A 20,130-nucleotide genomic window follows, 5' to 3' on the forward strand; every position below is an offset into this window, starting at 1 on the left:
TCCCTCACCACTGTGCGTCGCTGTGTAATGCCGCCTCCAGCAGAGCCAGCTCGGCGGCGATCGGGTCCTCCGGCGGTGGTGCCGCGGGCCGGGCCGACGGGGCCGGTGGCGACTCGGCCGAAGCCGACGCGGCCGCACCCGAGACAGGCGGAGTTGTCCCGGCCAAGGTCGGTTCACTCGAAGCCGTTGTGTCCGAATACGACTCGGTCGGCGCGTCCGGCGCGTCCGCTTCCCCGGAACCGATTGCGGCCGAAAGATATTCGGCCGCTTTCTCGACGGTCGGATAGTCGAATCCGAAGGTCGCGGGCAACGCGAGTCCGAAACCGTCCTGCAGGCGCGAGCGCAGTTCGACGACCGCGAGGGAGTCCATGCCGAGCCGGGTGAAACCCTCCTCCGGGTCGATCAGATGCCCGTCGTCGAGTCCCAGCACCGCCTTCACCTCGGTGGCCGTCAGATCACGGACGAGGGCCGGCCGGTCGGTCCGGGCAGCGGCCAGGACCCGTTCCCGCAGCGAGGCGGCCGGTCCGGCAGCGGCGGGGGTGGCGGCGATACTTCCGTACCACGGGTCACCGCCCGCGGCCGCGGCCAGTTTCGGCCAGTCCAGATCCGCGGCGACGACGGTCGGTCCGGCTGCGACCAGATTGCCGGCGAGCAACCGCAGCCCCTGTTCCGGTGAGAGCGGGCGATAACCGCGCAGCCGGGCCCGCTCGCGTTCCTCGGCGTCGAGACGGGCCGCCATCCCGATCTCCCCCCACGGGCCCCACGCGATGCTGGTGGCGGGAATGCCCTGGGCCCGCAGCACGGACGCGTACCCGTCCAGATAGGCATTGGCCGCGGCGTAGTTGGCTTGCCCGCCCGCACCCACGGTCGCCGTCAGCGACGAGAAGCACACCACGAAATCGGTTTCCGCGCCGATGATGTCGCGCAGCGAACGAATCCCGCCGACCTTGGGCGCGAGGACCTTTTCGAACCGGCCGGCGTCCAGCCCGGCGATCGTCGCATCGTCCAGCACACCGGCCGCGTGCACGATCCCGCCGAGCGGATGCGGCGCGGCGGCGACCACGCCGGCGAGCGACTCGGCGCCGATATCGGCGGTATGCACGGTGACCGGGCAACCACCGTCGCGGATCTCGTCCAGCAGCTGCGCGGTCTCCGGATCGGGGGCGGCGCGGCCGACGAGTACGAGGTGGCCCGCGCCCTGTTCGGCCAGCAGCTGCGCCACGCGCGGGCCGATGCCCCGCAGACCACCCGTGACAAGATAACTGCGATCGGACCGGATCCGCACATCCGTCCCCGGATGTGCACGGCGAAGGCGCGCGACGTAGCGATCCTGCCCGCGATGCGCGATCCGCATCTCCGGCGACCACCGGTGGATCTCTTCTGCCAGACGCGCCAGCGAAGAATCGGAGTCGTCGTCCAGATCGACTGTGCTGCACTGCAATTCCGTATACTCGCGACGCACGACCGTGGCGATACCCCACAGCATGGTCGCGGCCGGATCGGTGACGTCGGCGTCGCCGGTCACCGGCTGAGCGCCACGAGTCGGCCACCATACGCGGACGCGTTCGGACGCCAGCGCCGGTAGCGGTCGCACGGCCGCGGCACACCGCTGGGCGGCCTCGCCGACGAACTGCGCGCTCTCACCGTCCGTCGCGGACAGGCCGCGTAGGTCGACGAAGCCGCGACGGTCAGCCGCGGCGAATTCCGCCGGCCACGCCCCTATTTCGGCATCGGTGGTGGTGTGGCGGGTGATGCCCGCTCCCGGCGGTACCTCCGTGCCGATCAGCACGGTCACGGCCGGAATCGCCCGCTCGCGCAGCACCCGCGCGAACCGGCTCAACCGGTCGGGTTCGTCGTCGACCACCAGCAGCGACACCGGCTCGGCGCCCGTCCCGGCCGCCACGGTGCGCTGCCAGTGCTGTTCGTGGGTGATATCGGCCGTCTTGTGGGCGAGCGCCCGCTCCACCTGCGCGCGGCTGATGCGCCGCGATTCGAATCCGTCCACGGCGACCACCAATTCGCCGGTGACGTCGTACATCCGGATATGCGCGGTGAACGCCTCGTCCCCCGCGCCGTGCCCGCCCGCCAATCGGGCGTGGATCCACAGCGGGCCCTCGGTGCGGCGACCGGAGAAGTAGTAGCGGTCGATACTGAACGGAACGTAGATGTTCTCCTGTGCCCGCAGCAGCGCGTTGTCGTATTTCCAGCAGCTGTTGAGCACCTGGAACGCGGCTTCGACCAGCCCCGCGTGCAACGGTTCCGGTCCGATCTCCACACCCTCGGGGCGGGTGGTCAGGCACAGTGCCTCGTTGTCGCCGCGCCAGATGGTCTCGATCCAGTGGAAGGAGTTCCCGGTGTCGAGCCCCGGCACCCAGACGTCCCGATAGAACTCGAGTCCGGACAGCTCCTGTGGACAGCGGGCGAGAACATCGCCGCGATCGGCAGCACCGAAGGTCGAATCCGATTCGGCGGGAGCGCTGTCCAGTGCGGTGCGGAACAGCGCCGGCCAGGCCGCGCCCGCACCGGATTCCTCCTCCGCCACGAGGGTCACGTCCCAGCCCGAACCGTTCGGGCGCAGCACCAACTGCGCACGGCGGCTCCCGCCGTCGGACACGGCGAACGGATTGAGGAACAACGTGTCCCGCAGCGCGCACGGCCCGTCGATGTGGCGAGCCGCCGCGGCCAGCACCATCGCGATATGCGAGGCACCGGGCACGACCGCGGTGCCGAACAGCCGGTGATCGGTCACATACGACGGGGAGTCGCAGGCGAAACTTCGTTCGTAGCGGATCTCCTCCGAAAGCGGCAGATCCACCGCACGGCCGGGCAGCCCGGCGTCCTCGGCGGCGCCGACGGTACGGCGGAGCGCACGTTCCGGTTCGACCCAGAAGCGGCCGCGCTGGAAGGCGTAGGTGGGCAGCGGGATTCGGCGCCCCAGGGCGAACGGGCCCCACGGCGTCGGGCAGATGTCCATACCGCCCGCGTAGAGTTTCGCCGCAGCGATCAGCAGCGTCCGCTGGAAATCGTGCGGCCCGTCGGCCGCGAGCACGGTCTGCACCCCGTGCCGATCGGCGGCCAGCCGCAGCCGGGCGCGTTCATCGCTGCGCCGGCCCAGTACCAGCATCCGATCGCAACCCGCGGCCGTCACACACGACTCGACGTCCGATGCTTGCGAGACGAGCCACAGCTCGCGGCGATCACCACCCGTCGTCAGCGGTGTCGCGGCGGCGGCGTGTCGCATCGCGGTCGTCAGATCCAGGACGCCGGATATCACCGCTGCCACGTATTCGCCTGTACCGTAACCGATCACCGCATCCCACCGCAGACCGCACGCCCGCCACACCTGCACCAGGACGTACAGCCGGGCCAGATCCGCTTGTACTCCGGTGGGTTCGGCGCCGCCGAGCGCGGCGGTCACCTCCGCCCGCGCCGTCCGCACCACCGCATCGTCGGCGTACAGGTCGAGGAATGTGTCGACGCCGGCTTCGGGAGCGTCGCCCAGGACCAGGCTCAGCCGCCGGTCCGCATGCTGTTCCGCCCCGGTGAACAATGCCGCTGCTGGTTCCCCACGCAGGTACGCCGCCAGCGCCGCCCGCAACTCGGGCAGCGAGGAGATCACCGCGGCTACTCGACGCTCGTGCTGCTCGCGACCGAAACCTGTTGTGTAGCAGATATCTTCGACGGCGGTATCGTCGGTCAGCCGATCGACATAGCGTTGCGCCAGGTCGCGCAGGGCCGCATCGGAACGCGCCGACAACCGGAACAGGCCGGTCCAGCCCGCGGGTAAGTCGGTGGCGGCGCGCGGCGGCGCGGCCTCGAGCACCGCGTGCGCGTTGGTGCCGCCGATGCCGAACGCCGACACGGTGGCGATCCGCGGCCGATCCGACGGCCACGCCCGCGACCGCGGCGAAACCTGGAACGGCGTCTCGGACCACGGGATCCGGCTACTGGGCCGCTCCAGATTCGCCAGTCCCGGCAGAACCGCGTGATCCAATGCCAGCACGGCTTTGACGAATCCCGCTATTCCGGCGGCGGTATCGAGATGGCCGATATTGGCCTTCACCGAACCGACGTCGCACCGATCCTCGCGCGGGCCCCCGAAAGCTTCGGTGAGCGCGGCGATCTCCATCGGATCGCCCATCGGAGTGGCCGTTCCGTGTGCCTCGACGTATCCGATCTGCGCGGGCACGATCCCGGCCACCCGGTGGGCCCGGCGGATGACCTCGACCTGCCCGTCGACACTCGGCGCGGTGAAGCCGACCTTCGCCGCGCCGTCGTTGTTGATCGCGGTGCCGCGCACCACGGCGAAGATCCGGTCACCGTCACGCACCGCGTCGTCGAGACGTTTGAGGACGACCACGCCCGCACCGTTGCCGAAGATGGTGCCGCCGGCCTGTTCGTCGAAGGCGCGGCAGTGCCCGTCGGGCGAGGCGACCATCCCCTCCTGATGCAGGTACCCGACCCGATCCGGCACGCGCACGGCGACGCCACCGGCCACTGCGATCTCACATTCGCCGCGGCCGATGGATTGGCAGGCCAGATGGACCGCGACCAGCGAGGTCGAACACGCGCTCTGCACGGTGACGGCAGGTCCGTGCAGGTCGAGACGGTAGGCGATCGAGGTGGGCAGGAAGTCCGGTTCGTTGCCCACCTTGATCTGGTAGTGCTGGGTGGAGGGCAGCCGGGTGAAGTCGTCGGCGAAATAGCGATGGAAGTAGCTGCTGGGCAGTCCGCCCACGAACACCCCGGTGCGCGGCCGCTGCGGCGCACCACCGTAGCCCGCGTGTTCGAGCGCCTCGACCGCGCATTCGAGCAGCAGCCGGTGCTGCGGATCGGTGACCTGAGCCTCGCGGGCGGTGAAGCCGAAGTAGTCGGCGTCGAATCCGGCGACATCGTCCAGGAGCGCCGCGGTGCGCACGTAATTCGGCGCGGCCATGCGCTCGGCCGATTCGCCCGCGGCCCGGAGTTGCTCGTCGTCGAGTTCGGTCATCGTCGTGCGCGCCCCCGCGATGACATCCCAGAATTCGTCGAGATCGGCCGCGCCCGGCACGCGCACGGCCATCCCGATCACCGCGAACGGGCCGCTGTGGTCGGCGGCCTCGTCGGCCACGTCTCGGGCGGCCACCGAGCCGGCGAGGGCAGCGGCCAGTGAGGCCACGGTCGGATAGCGGAAAAGGTCCGTGCGCGCGATCGAGATGCCGAGTGCCTCTTCCAAGGCCAGGTGCACCCGGGCGACGAGCAGTGAATTGCCGCCGAGATCGAAGAAATTCGCGGTGGCGGGGACCGAGTCGCATTCGAGCACTCGCGCCCACACCGCCGCTATCGCATCGGAGAGTTCGTTCGCTGACGCCGTGGTTGCACTGGGCACCGTCGTGCCGGGTGCGGGCAAACTCCTGCGGTCGATCTTCCCGGCGGCATTGCGCGGAAACTCTTCGAGCACAACGAATCTCGACGGAACCATATAGGCAGGCAGCAGCGCACGGGCATGCTCACGCAACACCTCGGCGTCGACCTCCGCGTCGTGCGCGGAGCTCACGTAGCCGACCAGTTCGCTGCGCTGCGGATCATCACCGAAGACCGTGACCACGGCCTCGCGCACCCCGTCGGCGGTGCGCAACACCGCCTCGACTTCACCGGCCTCGATGCGCAGGCCACGCAATTTCAGCTGATGGTCGGCCCGGCCGAGGTATTCCAGGCGTCCGTCCGGCAGCCGCCGCACCCGATCGCCGGTGGCGTACAGCCGTTCTCCGGTCCGCCGGTCGGCCACGAAGCGGCCAGTCTCGTCGGCGGGATCGACGTAGCCGCGCGCCAGGCAGACTCCGGCCAGATGCAGCTGACCCGGAACTCCCACGGGTACAGGGTGTCCCGCCGCGTCCAGGACGACGGCGCGCACGTTCTCGATCGGCCGGCCGAGGGTGACCGCCGATCCCGGAAGTATCTGTTCCCAGGTGACGTCGACGGCCGCTTCGGTCGGTCCGTAATAGTTGCAGAGCGCGGTATCCGGCAGCAGCCGATGGAATTCGGCGGCCACATCCGCGGGCAGCGCCTCACCGCTGGTGGTCACATAGCGCAGCGAGGTGCACGCCTCGACTCCCGGCTCGGCCAGCCACGTGCGCAACATCGAGGGCACGAAGTGAGCGACGGTGATCCTCTGCGCGCGAATGGTTTCCAGCAGGTAGCGCGAATCCCGGTGTCCCTCCGCATCGCACAGCACCGACTGCGCGCCGTGCACCAGCGGATAGAACAGATCCCACACCGAGACGTCGAAGGTCAGCGGTGTCTTCTGCAGCACCCGATCCGATTCGTCGATGCGAATCGCGTCGTGCAGCAGGCGATTACAGATCGCCGCGTGTTCGATCAGCACACCTTTGGGCCGGCCGGTCGAGCCGGAGGTGTAGATGACGTAGGCCAGATCCGTCGGCGCGCCGACCCGCGCGGGCGCGGGCTCGACCTGTTCCAGGTCGTCCCATACCGCATCCAGATCGATCGCCGTGACGCCCTCGACCGATAAGCGTCCGGCGATGTCGGCGTCGTCGCACAGCACCACCGACGCACCGGAATCCGCGAGGATCGTCGCCAGCCGCGCATCCGGATCCGCGGGATCCAGCGGCAGATAGGCCGCACCGGCCTTCATGACGCCCAGCGCCAGCACCGGTACCCGGGGCGAGCGCCGCAGGCACAGCGCGACGATCTGCCGGGGCCGCACACCCACGGCGCTCAGATATCCGGCGGCCCGCGCGGCGCGGTCGTCGAGTTCGCCGTAACTCAGCGTGCCCGCCTCGGAAATCACCGCGGGCCTGTCCGGCCGGCGCGCCGCTCGTTCGGCGATCAGTGCGTGCAGGGTGGTCGCGGGGCGGGCCACCAGCGGCCCGGTCGACCACTCGTCGAGGGCCGCCCGGTCGTCGTCCGGCAGCATCGGCAGGGCCGCGAGCGCGGTATCCGGATGGGCGGTGAACGCGTCGATCAGCAGCGCCCACTGCGCGAGGAGCCGGCGCACCGTCTGCGGCTCGAACAGTTCGGCGTCGTATTCGCAGCGCAGTTCATTGGCGCCGCGATCGTCGACGAAGACCAGATCGCAGCCGACGACGGCCTCGAGCGCATCCTCCACCGCGTCCGGATCGTGGTCGCCGGTGACCTCGCAGTAGGCGATCTGGAACAGCGGATGACGATCGAAGATCGGTGTGGGGCAGAGTTTCCCGATCAACTCGTCGATGTCGAAGCCGGCGCGTGCGGCCACCAGCCGCGACCGGGCGTCGTCGACCTCGACGGCCAGCGCTTCCGCCGTGCGATCCGGTTCGACGGCGATCCGCAGCGGAATCGGTGAATCATCCTCTGGCGCAATCACACCGAGTGTGACCTCGGCGTGTCCGGAATACCTGTGGATCAGGGCGACCAGCGCCGCCACCGCCGGACCCGGCGCGCCGGGACGATACTCCTCCCGGGCACGCAGATATCGCTGCACCGGTGCGCGGCGGAAATCGGTGGCGATGGCGAGGACGCCGGGAAGAAAGTCGGCTTGCACAGTAACTCGATCCCACTTATCCGGCGCGAACCGGCTCTACCAGGTAATTGCCGATGGCCAGCACGTCCAGTCCGGCGGTGACGAAGGTGTCGAGGCCCTCGCCCGGCGTGCACACGATCGGCTGGCCCTTCACGTTGAACGAGGTGTTCAGCAGGATCGGCGTACCGGTTTCGTGCCGGAAGGCGTCGATCACCGTCCAGAACCGTTCGTTGCGGTCCCGCGACACCGTCTGTACCCGGGCCGATCCGTCGACATGGGTGACCGCCGGCAACCCCTCGCGGAATTCCGGCCGCACCGAGGTGATGAACAACATCCAGGCGTAGGTGTCGATCTCGGTGTCCTTGATGTCGAAATACGTGGTCGCGTACTCGTCGAGGACCGCGGGGGCGAAGGGCCGGAAGCCCTCCCGCTTCTTCACCTTCGCGTTGATGATGTCGCGCATCCGCGGATGGCGCGGGTCACCGAGGATGCTGCGATTGCCCAGGGCTCGCGGACCGTACTCCAGGCGCCCCTGGAACAGTGCCCCGATCTGCCCGGCGGCCAACCGGCGGCCCAGTTCCCCGGCCAGCGCCGCGAAGTCGTCGAATCGCGTTGCGGTGCAATCGGTCCGACTCGCCAGCGCCGCCGCGATCTCGTCGTCGGAATATTCCGGGCCGTTCAGCGGGGTCTCGATGCCCGCGATCGGGGCGGCCTGCTCACGCTGATGGTGAACGTACAGCGCGGCACCCAGCGCGGTGCCGTCGTCACCGGCCGCGGACTGGATGAACATGCGCTTGAACTGGCGGCTGCGCAGAATCACGCCGTTCGCCGTGCAGTTGAGCGCGACCCCGCCGGCCATGCACAGATTCTTCGCACCGGTCTGTTTGCGGAAGTGGCGCAGCGTATGCAGCAGCGTCGCCTCGAGCGCCGCCTGCAGGGCGGCCGCGATATCGCGGTGGTGGTCGGTCAGTTCGTCCTCGGGGCCGCGGGCCGGTCCGAAGATCTCCTCGACGGCTTTCAGTGTGCCGCGGTAGGTTTCCCGGTCCAGATCGGTTTCGTTGCGGTACAGGATGGGAATCGTGAAGGTACCGTCCGGCCGCAGATGAATGAGATCCATCATCGCCGCGAAGTGTTTGCGGTGGTCACCGTAGGGCGCCAGCCCCATGATCTTGTATTCGTCGAGGCCGAACGCGAAGCCCAGATAGTAGGTGAAGACGCCGTAGAGAATTCCCAGGGAATTCAGCTCCGAGACCGTCGCGATCGGTTCGATGCCCGCATCCGTTCCGAGCGCGACGGTCGCGCTGTGCTGCTCTCCCATGCCGTCGGCCACCAGGATCAGCGCCGAATCGAATCCGCTCGGATAGAACGTGCTGGCCGCGTGGGCCAGGTGATGCGGTACCTGCACCAGCCGGTCGTCCCAGTCACCGCCGAAGGTTTCCGCGAGTGTGTCCAGCAGCACCTGGCGGGCGAAGACCTCACGGAAGCGCGCGCGCCCGAGTTCACTGTGGTCGAATTCGGCGCGCAGCGGCTCGTAGGAGAAACCGTGCGCCAGGACGTCGAGCGCATCGACCGAGATCCCGGCCCGCTCACAGCCGAAACGGATGGCGTGTTCGGGAAAGGCGCCGGTCGCCTTCTCGCCGGTGAACCGCTCCTCGGCGACCGCGCTGACCAGCTCGCCCTCGTGCAACAGCGCCGCCGCGGAATCGAAGCCCTGGGTGATGCGATAGTCCCGCCAGTCCAGTCCCGGGAAGCGGGCCTGCTTGAACGGCACACTGTTGTGCAGACCGCTGATCCCCATGATCGACTTCGGTTGCGCGGCTGGTGTTCTCACCATGGCGAAGGCTCACAATCTTCGTGCCCGCGGACGTTTGCGGGCGAAATACTGGCTGGTCGCATACAGTTCGACGGCGATGTCGGTATCCGGGACGACGCGCCGCAGGAAGGCGCGATGGGCATCGATGGCCGCCGGGTCGGCGCCGGCGTGTTCCAGGTAGGCGGGCACGCACTGCTCGAAACCCAAGGCGTGCAACATCTTCGCCTCCGGCATCGCCGATACCGGCTGGAAGCGGTCACGGCGCGCGATGATGAAGCCGGCCTCGGTGAGCAGCTGCGGAGTGCGGTCGTAGATGTCGTGTGCGGCGCCGCGCGCCCGGCCGAGGGCGAACCACCACTGCCGCCACAGATCCGCGGCCGGATCGTCGGCGGGGACGAATCGCAGTGCCCCGACGTCGGACATCTCGAGCAGCAGCGCACCGTCGTCGGCGAGCATGCGCTCCATCGCGGTGAGCGCGGCGGCGGCGTCGGCCACGTGCATCAGCAGGAAGCGGCTGTACACCCAGTCGACCGAGCCGGGTTCCAGCGGTGCGTCCTCGATGCGCGCGTGCACGTAACGCACCTGCGGCAGATCCCCGACCAGCCGGCGGGCGATCTCGAGTTGTTCGGCGGAGGCGTCGACGGCGTAGACGATGCCGTCCGGCCCGACCCGCTCGGCCAGCCAGGCCGTCATCGCGCCGTGCCCGCAGCCGATATCGGCCACCGTCGCACCGGCACAGACTCCCACCGACTCGAGGAAGGCCCGGGAACTCGGGTTGTAATGCTGATCCAGCAGGGCCAGGCGCGCCGCGTCGCGATCGCCGACGGCCATGCTGTAGGTCATCGCTGCAGCCATATCGGATTCGTCTCTCTACGAACGCGCGGCCGGTTCGTGCTCGAGCGTGGAGGCCCACTGCAGGCTGTGTGCCCGCTCCGGATCGGGCAGCAGATAGGCCCCGTCCTGGCGCGGCCGGCGGCCCGGTGTCACCAGAGCGACCGGCGGCCCGGCGCCGAAATCCAGCCAGGAGGCGGGGATCCGGGACAGATTGCTGACCAGGAAGCCCGACCGCGGCGGATATCCCCACACCCGATCGAGCCCAGCGATACCGTGCACCTGCAGGAACGCCTCGAGTTCGGCGATCGCGTCGTCGATGCGCTCCGGCGCGGAGGCGACCGCGTCCCGCACCCAGCCGGCGATCTCCGGAACCGAGGCGTTGCGCACCCGCTCGGTCTCGACATCGACCAGCACCTGCACGAACGCGTTACCGAAATACGTGGGGCCCAGCTCGCGGACGAAGCGACGGATGTCGACCGGGCAGGCCAGGGTCACTCGCTCGGTGTCCTTGGTCGCCGCGTAGTCGCGAAACAGGCCCGCCGCCACCAGATCCGCGGTCGACAGCCCCGAGACCTCCGCCTGCGCCTCACATTCGGTGAGATCGAGCCGGCCGGTGTGGACGTCGAGTTCGGGCAGTTCCAGATCCGGCTCGACGATGACGAAACCCGCCCGGTGCAACGCATCCGGATCGACGCTGTCGCGTCCGCGGGCCTGTGGCCGCGTCAGCACCTCGCGGTCACAGCGCGGCGACAGGAACCGAGCACCGCGTGCCCGGGCCGCCCAGGCCGCCAGGAAGAAGAACATGCCGTAGCCGTCGGCCAGGCCGTGCGACATCGACAGCCCGACGGCCGTGCGATCGCCGCGGGTCACCACCCGGCCGCGTGCGAGCACATTGCCCACTCCGATCTCGACCGGGTCGAGGCATTCGCTCAGTGGCACTGTGGATTCGGCGACCGTGGCCCGGATCGCGGGGCGCGGGTCGTCGACGTCGAATGCCAGGGTGCGCTCGTCGAGTTGCACCAGTGCCGCGTCCGCACCGACGAATTCGCGCGCGGTCTCGACATAGGCCTCGACGATCCGATCGGCGTCGAGCACCTCGCCGAACTCCACCACGAACTGCAGCGGACCGGCCATATTCGCCGTCCACATGTGGTCGACGGTCGACAGCGGTACCGGCGCCATCGTCAACTCCTCTCCAGGGCGTCGAATTCGCCCTGCAGCAACTGGTTCCACATCACCCGCCGCCGCGGTTTACCGCTGGTGGTGCGCGCGATGAGTCCCCGGTCGCCGATGAACAACCGCAGCGACGTCTCCGCTCCGAGCTGCCCGGCCAGGACCTGCCGCAGTCGCACGGCCTCCACCGGCTTGTCCTCGACCAGCACGGCGACGCGCGCGGCGCCGAAAGCGTTGCCGGCCAGCGCGACCACCCGATTGGCGGACACGCCGAACGCCTCCACCACGGCCGCCTCGATGTCCTCGGCATAGACCGTGCGCCCGCGCACCTTCACCGCGTCGCCGACCCGGCCGATCGGATACAACTGCCCGCCCACCAGCAGGCCCGCGTCACCGGTCGCCAGAGCGCCGTCCTCGGCACGCGACAGGTCGCGAGTGCCCTCGGCCGTCTGGTACTCCCGAGCGACGCTCGGACCACCGACGATCAATTCGCCCGGCGCTCCGGCATATTCGTCGGTCGACGCGGTCCGCACCGTCACCCCGTCCAGCGGTGCGCCGCAACCGACCAGCCAGCGCCGGCCGTCCTCGAGCGGGGCGGCCATCAGGTCGAACGGACCGTCCACGGCGCCGGTGTCGGGTGTCACCGCGGCGACCTGCACCGGCTCCGAGGGCCGCAGACCGGATACCGCGAGCGTGCCCTCGGCGAGCCCGTAGGCGGGACACGGTGTGCGCGAATCGAATCCGTAGGGCGCCAGCCGCTCGGCGAAGCCGCGCAGAATCGCCGGATCGATCCGTTCGGCGCCCACGATCATCACCCGCCAGGGATCGAAATCCATTCCGGCCAACGCTTCGTCGGTCATCTTTCGCAGCAGATACGCCAGCGCGAAGTTCGGTGTCGCCGTGATCGTCGCACCGTCGCGGCCGAAACAGGACAGCCACGACAGCGGATCTCGAATGAAATCGATCGGCGTCATGGCCTGAATGTCCAGATTCAGAATGGTCGGCGTGATGATGCAGCCGATCAGCCCCATATCGTGATACGGCGGCAGCCAGGTGGCGATCCGGTCCGTCGGCCGAAACTCCAGCCACCGATCGATCGCGGCGCAATTGGCCTCCAGATTCGCCACCGATACCCGCACCGCTTTGGGCGAACCGCTACTGCCGGAGGTGAATTGGAGCAACCCGATCCGGTCGGGCTCGCAACCCGGCAGTTCCGTCACGGCGGGAGTCTCATTCGACGTCCCGACAATCGTGACTTCGCCCAGGGATTCGAGCACCGGATGAACCACCGCGGCGAGTTCCTCCGCCACGATGATCGCCGACGGTGCGGCCGCGGCCAGCAATGCCGACAGTTGCTGCCGATACGCCGACTCGTTCTGCAGCGGTAGCGGCGGTGCCAGCGGATTCGGTGTCGCCCCCGCGGCCAGCACGCCGAAGAAATTCGTCATGAATCGTTCCGGGGCCGATTCCACGATGGAAACCACCGCACCCGGACGCACCCCGGCGTCGAGACAGGCCGCGGCCACCCGCCGCACCTGCTCACTCAGCCGGGGGTAGCCGACGCGCCGCCATTCGCCCTCGTCGGCGATGGTCCAGCCCCGGTCCTCGCCGTCGTAGGCCAGCCAGTCGAGCAGGCCCGTCACGGCTGTTTCGCCCGCAGCGCGTCGCATACCATCTGCTCGATATCGCCGACGGTCACCACATTCGTCGCACCGGAGTCACCGCCGGCGTCGATTCCGAAACGCACCTGCAGCCCGAGCGCGAGTTCGATCAGGGCCAGCGAGTCGTAACCCAACTGTTCGGCCAGCACATCATCGGAGGCCAATTCCGCCGAAGGCTGGGGGGCGTGCCGACGGACCAGTTCCCGTACCTGGTCGCGCACTTCACTTTCGTCCACGAAATGCTCCCGAATTGTCTGTGTTCACCGCACGAGGTACGTGATCGGATGTGGTTCGCCGTGTATGTCGGCATATTCTCCGGCGGCCGCCGCGCAGGATTCCCGCCAATTTTCCGTGAGTTCCGAGATAATGTCGCTCGGTATTCCGATCGACGTCATTCTCCGGCCGAGAGAATTCTCCGCGAATTCCCATTGTTCGTGAAGTATCTCGGCGCGTTTCTGCAAAACCGGAACCAATCGCGGAAACGGGTCCCTGGTTTCCGGATCGACCAGAGTCCGGGCCGCCGCCGGAAGATGTCCGCGAATCATCTCGACAATATGTTCGCGATATCCGCCGCGGACTCCGTTGCGCAATGCCAGCACACCGAAGGAAATATGCCGCGATTCGTCACGAGCGACATTCGTGATGCCGGTCCGCAGGATGTCGAAGCGCGGCAGCGCCCGCACGGTGCCCAGGACGGTGTGCAGACCGGTCATCGCCACCGCACCCTCGACCAGCAGGTGGTAGACCACCACCCCCTCGTACCAGGCGGCGGTGTCGGCCGGGTCCTCCCGCACCCGCTCGACCGCGTCCACGAGCGCCTTCTCGAACAGGTCACCCACCCGATCGACGCCGCTGACCTGCGATAACTCCTCGTTGCCGAGGGTTTCGGAGAGGAAGGACAGGTAGCGCCGGAAGAAGACGGTGTGGCGCGCCTCGTCGGCCAGCTGCGTGGCCAGATACATCTTGTAGTCGACCTCGGGCGCGGCGTAGGCCAGCGGCGCCAAGGTCTCGGTGACGGTCGTCTCGCCGATCAGGAAGCGGGCGAGGGTGGCCAGCAGCGGCAACCGCGCGAAGGCCGGCAGCTGGGTCCACCCCTCGGCATCGCGCTCGTATTCCAGGCTCTGCGCCTGCCATTGCTGCATTTCCCAGCGGCGATAGAGATCGAGCGCGGTCACCCGTTCGGCAAGATCGATCTCGATCTCGTCGATGACCGTTGAATTGTTCATCGCGATTTCTCGATCTGTTACGACGGCAGGCCGGTGAAAATCGATAGCAGAGTGCTTTCATACACGTCGATCAACCCTTCCAACCGCCCAGCTACCCCACGCGCAGCGTCCTCACCTGCTGCGGCGTGTCAATACCCGTGACCACGCATCCGTACCGGAAGGATTAAATCCTTCGATCTTGTGGACAGCGATTCTGCACGGTGCCCGAGCTTACTCCCGAAATAGCCCGCGAGCCACTCGTAACGGGCAGATCACAACGGCAAAAGGTTATCTATGAATTAGCCGCCTTCTCGACACTCCCGGTGAGTGGACACGGGCGTTTCACATTCCGGCTGACAGTTCACCACACCCCACCCCCCAAGTGGGATGCGGAAAGTTAGCCACAGATGCCGATTCGCCCCCTCGCAGCGGCGAAAAATCGCCCCAGCACGCCGAAACGGCCGCCGCATCGCAGCCCCTGGCTACGATGCGGCGGCCGTCGTCGACCGGCTGTCGGCTCCTATTCGCCTGCGGCGCGGCGGATTTCGCCACCTGCCGCCCGGTTCCGGGTGGCCCGGGCAGCGGCGGCGTCGAAATGCTCCAGATGGTCGAACAGCGGGTCCTCGTCGTCGACGTCGAGCACCACCGCGCGGCGGCGCAGGGCACGAGCGGCGTCGCGGTCCATACCCGGGCGCCGCTCGGCCCGGACCTGGTCCTGCGCAACGGGTTCGGCGTTGGCGGCCGGGCGCTGCCGCGCCCCGGGCAGCCGCGCCGCGCGTCGCCGGCGGATGTCCTCCTCGAAGCGCACCTGCCGCCGCAGATACGCCAGATAGGCCCCGAACGCCACCACCGAGAGCGCACACCCCCACCACAGGGTCGCGCTCACGACGATCGCGAAGGCGCCGAAAAGCAGTGTGCTCAGGATCAATCCGAGTGCGGTGCGCTGCCGGAAGCGGTACCGGGCCGCGCGCGCGATCGCGTCGGCCTCCGGATCGAACCCGCCGCGGCCACGCCGGGACGGGACGAAATCGCGTGCGGTCGATCCGGGTTCGTCGCCGGCGCGGTCGTCGAGGTCGCCGGAGTCGTCGAGGTCGTCATCGAGGTCGTCGTCGGGATCCACGTCGCCGCGCCGGGCGGGAACGACCGCGCTGGGCGCGGGTGGGATACGGGCCATACTCGTCTGCGGGCGATCCTCGGTCTCGGCGGCGGCCGGTACGTCGTCGGCCTCCTCACGATCCTCGGCATCGTCCGGATCACCGGTGTGGGCGTCTCCGGCGAGGTCACGGTCGCCCTCGCCTTCGGCTGTGCCGTCGACGTCGCCGCGTGCGTCGCCGCCCGGCTCGGCATCGGCGGCGTCGACGGGGGTTTCGGGTGCGTGTTCCTCGGCCGCGTCGGCGCGACCGGGCGGATCACCGGCACTCCGGCGGGCCCGCGTCACCTCCGATTCGGCGCGCCCGGGTGCGTTCCGGTCGTCCTCGATGACGGGCTCATCGGCCGATGTCGTCATCCGGTCCTCCGCATCATCGCCGTGGGAAAGCCTTTTCTGCCGAGGGGCCGGCACCCAGTCCGGATCGGTCTCATGTCCGGTGGCCGGCCCTTTCTTCGCACGTCGTCTGGTACCGCCTCGATGCAGCACCCGGGTTGCCAGGGCCACGTCCGTGGTGCGGCGGATTCGCGGATGCCGATCCGCGAGCATCGGGAACAGCACGAAGACCCAGAGCACGACCAGCGCGATCCACAAGATCGAATTCGGCATCGCGCTCCCACCTCCGTCCCCGCCTGACCACTGTCCCTTCTCGACCACTGGGCAGGTTCTCGCCACCTGTTCCGTCCTGGCACCGGACGCACCACCGACGTCCGTAGGTTAATCCGGCGTCACAGGAATATCGCGCAGGCGCGCCGCCCACACCCGTCCCACCCGTCACAAGCCGGTCATCACCCGGCCCGGGCGCGTCGACGCGGGACACGCCGCGTGACCGGGCCACTCACGGCGGCGTGGCACGACCGGAGCGGATGAGGCGATCGACGACCGTGCCGGATACCTCCTCGGCGGTCATCGCGACCAGCAGATGGTCCCGCCACGCGCCGTCGACGTCCAGATAGCGCCGCAATGTGCCCTCCTCGCGGAAGCCCACATTGCGCAGGACCGCCTGGCTGGGCAGATTCTCCGGACGTACCGTCGCCTCCACCCGGTGCAGGCCCACGGGCCCGAAACAGTGGTCCAGGCCCATCGCCAGCGCGGCGGTGGCCACCCCTTGGCCGCCGACGTCCTTGGCGACCCAGTAGCCGATCCACGCCGAACGCAGCGCCCCGCGCACGATGTTGCCGATGGTCAGCTGGCCGCCGAAGGATCCGTCGACCTCGATCACCAACGGCACCATCGCACCCCGCCGCGCCTCGGCCTTCAGACTCGACCACAGCGCGGGCCAGTTGGAGGCGTGATTGCGCGCCTCCCAGCTACCCCGGCCGGTCGGTTCCCACGGCTCCAGATGTTCGCGGTCGCGCAAGCGGATACGCGACCACGCGGCCGCGTCGCGCAGCCGGATCGGGCGCAGGGTCACCCGTCCGCCCGCGACCCGAACCGGACCGAGATGGGCGGGCCAGCCGGGATGCTGGGCGGCCCGGAATACGTTCATGTCCACAGATCACCCGCGCTGTGCGAGAAATGCGACCTGGACCTCGTCACCGGTGCGAATATCGGTGACCTCCGGGTCGATGACGATCAGGCTGTTGGCCTCGGCCAGGGTCGAGAGCAGATGCGACGAGCCGTTGACCCCCAGCGGCTGGACCAGGTACTCACCGGTCTGCTCGTCGCGCATCAACTGGGCGCGCAGATAGCCGCGGCGGCCCTCCATCGAGGTGATCGGCATGATCGTGCGGGCCCGCACCACGCGGCGCATCGGATGCCGGCGCCCCAGCGCGATCCGGATCAGCGGCCGCACCATGATCTCGAAAACCACTAGTGCGCCAACGGGATTCGACGGCAGGAGGAACGTCGGGACCTCGTCGCGGCCGAGCCGGCCGAAACCCTGCACGGAACCGGGATGCATGGCGACCCGATCGATGGTCAGTTCGCCCAGCCCCTCCAGGGCCTCGCGGATCTGATCGGAGGCCCAGCCGCCGACCGCGCCCGCGATCACGACCACCTCCGAACGCACCAGCTGTCCCTCGACCACATCGCGCAGGCGCTTGGGATCGGCACTGACGATGCCGACCCGATTCACATCGGCGCCGGCGTCGCGGGCGGCGGCGGCCAGGGCGTAGGAGTTCACGTCGTAGACCTGTCCCGGACCGGGCGTGCGGTCGATGTCGACCAGTTCGCCACCGATCGAGATGACCGACAGCCGCGGCCGCGGATGCACCAGCACCTTGTCCCGCCCGACCGCCGCCAGCAGGCCGACCTGCGCCGCGCCGATGATGGTGCCCGCCCGGACCGCGATATCGCCGGGCTGCACATCGTCACCGATGCGCCGCACGTAATCGCCGGACCGGACCGGCTCGTAGATCTTGATCCGGGCCCGGCCGCCGTCGGTGAAATCCAGCGGCAGCACCGCATCCGCCAGCGTGGGCAGCGGCGCACCGGTGTCGATCCGCACCGATTGCCGCGGCTGCAACCGGATCGGCTGGCGCGAACCGGCGGCGACCTCGCCGACCACCGGCAGCGTCAGATCGATCGGATCGCCGTCCTCGGTGCGGATATCGGCGCCGGCGCCCTGCACATCCACGCTGCGCACGGCATATCCGTCGATGGCGGCCTGATCGAATCCGGGCAGCGGACGCTCGGTGACCACATCCTCGGCGCACAGCAGACCCTGGGCCTCGGAAATCGCGACCCGGACCGGCCGCGGGGCGACGGCCGCCGCGGTCACCTTGATCTGCTGGTCCTCAACCGAGCGCATGCCGCCCTTCCCCTTTACTCCGACTGATCACCCGGTCCCGCGGTGACGAGACCCGGCCGACCCCGCCGTCACGACGAGATCAGCTGCGGGTTCCAATCCGGAGCAAGCCGACGCTGCAACCACTCGCGCAAGGCGGGGCCGTATTCGTCTCGCTCCAAAGCGAAATCGACCGCAGCACGAAGATAACCGCCAGGGTTGCCGAGGTCGTGGCGCGACCCACGGTGGACGACGACATGAACCGGATGTCCCTCAGCGATCAGCAGCGATACGGCGTCGGTGAGCTGGAGTTCACCGCCCGCACCCGCCTCGATGCGGCGCAGCGCGTCGAAGATCGCGCGATCGAGCAGATACCGGCCCGCGGCGGTGAAGGTCGACGGCGCCTCCTCGAGCGCCGGCTTCTCCACCATGCCGACCACGCGCAGCACGTCGGGGTTCGTGCTGTCGGTCACCGGCTCCACGTCGAAGACGCCGTAGGCGCCGACCTCCTGCTTCGGGACGTCGATCGCGCAGAGCACCGTGCCGCCGCGTTTGCGCCGGACGCGGCTCATCACGTCGAGGACGCCGCAGGGCAGCACCAGGTCGTCGGGCAGCAATACCGCGATGGCGTCCTCGTCGGGATCGAGCGCCTGCTCGGCCTGGGCGACGGCGTGGCCCAGCCCGAGCGGCTCGTCCTGTACGACCGAGGTCACATCGAGCAGGCCGGGAGCCTTGCGCACCTTTTCCAGCAGCTGGAATTTCCCGCGTTCGGCGAGCGTGCTCTCCAGCACCAGATCCTCGACGAAGTGCGCGACGACCCCGTCCTTTCCGGGCGAGGTCACGATGACCAGCCGCTGGGCGCCCGAGCCGGCGGCCTCGGCGGCCACCAACTCGATACCGGGTGTGTCCACCACCGGCAGCAGCTCTTTCGGCACGGTCTTGGTCGCGGGCAGGAACCGTGTCCCGAGTCCGGCCGCGGGAACCACCGCGGTGCGGAAGCAGGAACTCACGGCCTGCGTCGCCTCCGATCCGGCGTCAGCTGTCATAAGTGCACACCCTATCCATCGCTCTTGTCGTCGGACCGGCTCAACACCGGCCCGGCATCTGGGAAGCCTAGGCGGCCGCGGCGGCGCCGTCGCACCGAAACGGTGCGGCAGCAACCCTCACCAGCGAGTTCGCGGTACCGCGTCGGGTCAGCGATTCCCCGCCGAGGGCACCCGGAAACACGGGAGCGGGCAAACTCACCGTTCGCCCACCTAGGGTGAGCCCTGTGGAGATCGCCGGTCAGCGGGACAAAGGGCGGTGGCGAGCGGAATTGCTGGCCGCCCGGGCGGCGGTGCCGCCGGAGACCAGGGCCGCGGAGGCCGAGGCGCTGAGCCGATCGGTGGCGCGGGTACTGGACATCGACCGGCCGCGAGGCGCTGGGCCGCACAGCGACGATCGCCGCCCGGCGGGAGGATCCGGCTCGGAGGCTCCCGGCTCGCGGTGGGTGGCGGGGTATATCCCGGTCGCGGGTGAGCCCGGTTCGGTCGCGATGCTCGACGCGCTGCGGGTCGCGGGGGCTCGAGTGATGGTCCCCGTGACGGGACCGCCCGGTCCGCTGGGGTGGTCGGAATACACGGGAATCGAGGGGCTGCGGCGCGCCCGCTACGGACTGCTCGAGCCCGACGGGCCGCCGTTGGGCGTGGCGGCGATCGAATGGCCGGAGGTGATCGTGATCCCGGCCCTCGCGGTCGATCGGCGCGGTGTGCGGCTGGGGCGAGGCGCCGGGTATTACGACCGGACGCTGCCCGCGGCGCGACCGGACGCACGTCTGGTGGCGGTCGTTCGAGACCCGGAACTGCTGGATGCGCTGCCGGAGGAACCCCACGATCGCCGGATGGGGTGGGCATTGCTGCCGGAGGCCGGGCTGTGCAGGCTCGATGCCGGCGATCGCGAGATCGGCGGTCGATACTCGAGCGTATGAAGCGGGCACCGGGCGCCCGGACTCGGTGGCGCCGGTGCGACCTCACGAGCACCATGGGAATCAAGACCGGATTGGCACTGTTGGCACTGTCGGCTGTAGAGT

General features: G+C 69.1%; 12 protein-coding genes. 1 reads left to right on the forward strand and 11 read right to left on the reverse strand.

Features of this window, described 5'->3' with window-relative positions; all coding sequences use genetic code 11:
* Positions 1-4: 4 nt before the first annotated feature.
* The 11 genes from RJ03_RS35165 to RJ03_RS22040 all read right to left on the reverse strand — a co-directional run bounded on the left by RJ03_RS35165 (position 5) and on the right by RJ03_RS22040 (position 19,108).
* A complete protein-coding gene (locus tag RJ03_RS35165) occupies positions 5-7,522 on the reverse strand; it encodes an amino acid adenylation domain-containing protein (protein ID WP_051025071.1) in 7,518 nt (2,505 codons plus the stop codon).
* A 16-nt stretch (positions 7,523-7,538) separates the two neighbouring features.
* Positions 7,539-9,335 (reverse strand): carbamoyltransferase family protein, encoded by a 1,797-nt coding sequence (locus RJ03_RS21995; protein WP_036505443.1) that lies wholly within the window; start codon positions 9,333-9,335, stop codon positions 7,539-7,541.
* Between the two features lie 9 nt (positions 9,336-9,344).
* The gene (locus RJ03_RS22000) at positions 9,345-10,169 is read right to left on the reverse strand and encodes a class I SAM-dependent methyltransferase (RefSeq protein ID WP_083871252.1); all 825 of its coding nucleotides are present in this window, start codon (positions 10,167-10,169) and stop codon (positions 9,345-9,347) included.
* A gap of 15 nt (positions 10,170-10,184) precedes the next feature.
* Positions 10,185-11,330, reverse strand: a complete 1,146-nt coding sequence (locus RJ03_RS22005; protein WP_036505446.1) for an acyltransferase — start codon at positions 11,328-11,330, stop codon at positions 10,185-10,187.
* 2 nt (positions 11,331-11,332) lie between these two features.
* Entirely contained in the window at positions 11,333-12,991 is a 1,659-nt protein-coding gene (locus RJ03_RS22010; RefSeq protein WP_051025072.1) for an AMP-binding protein, read from the reverse strand.
* Complete coding sequence (locus tag RJ03_RS22015) at positions 12,961-13,218, reverse strand: acyl carrier protein (RefSeq protein WP_036505447.1); 258 nt, start codon at positions 13,216-13,218, stop codon at positions 12,961-12,963. The genes RJ03_RS22010 and RJ03_RS22015 overlap by 31 nt, the downstream gene beginning before the upstream one ends.
* 24 nt (positions 13,219-13,242) lie before the next feature.
* Entirely contained in the window at positions 13,243-14,208 is a 966-nt protein-coding gene (locus tag RJ03_RS22020) for a ribonucleotide-diphosphate reductase subunit beta (RefSeq protein WP_036505448.1), read from the reverse strand.
* A gap of 499 nt (positions 14,209-14,707) precedes the next feature.
* Entirely contained in the window at positions 14,708-15,943 is a 1,236-nt protein-coding gene (gene sepX / locus RJ03_RS22025; RefSeq protein ID WP_036505449.1) for a divisome protein SepX/GlpR, read from the reverse strand.
* Between the two features lie 229 nt (positions 15,944-16,172).
* Complete coding sequence (locus RJ03_RS22030) at positions 16,173-16,823, reverse strand: GNAT family N-acetyltransferase (RefSeq protein ID WP_036505451.1); 651 nt, start codon at positions 16,821-16,823, stop codon at positions 16,173-16,175.
* 9 nt (positions 16,824-16,832) lie between these two features.
* A complete protein-coding gene (glp, locus tag RJ03_RS22035; RefSeq protein WP_036505452.1) occupies positions 16,833-18,086 on the reverse strand; it encodes a molybdotransferase-like divisome protein Glp in 1,254 nt (417 codons plus the stop codon).
* Positions 18,087-18,154: 68 nt separating this feature from the next.
* Positions 18,155-19,108: a UTP--glucose-1-phosphate uridylyltransferase gene (locus RJ03_RS22040; protein WP_036505453.1), complete on the reverse strand. Its 954-nt coding sequence runs from the start codon at positions 19,106-19,108 to the stop codon at positions 18,155-18,157.
* 224 nt (positions 19,109-19,332) lie between these two features.
* Between RJ03_RS22040 and RJ03_RS22045 the strand changes: the two genes are divergently transcribed.
* A complete protein-coding gene (locus tag RJ03_RS22045) occupies positions 19,333-20,028 on the forward strand; it encodes a 5-formyltetrahydrofolate cyclo-ligase (protein ID WP_036505455.1) in 696 nt (231 codons plus the stop codon).
* Positions 20,029-20,130: the final 102 nt, after the last annotated feature.

Source organism: Nocardia aobensis NBRC 100429 (assembly GCF_000308375.1).
Lineage (GTDB): Bacteria > Actinomycetota > Actinomycetes > Mycobacteriales > Mycobacteriaceae > Nocardia > Nocardia aobensis.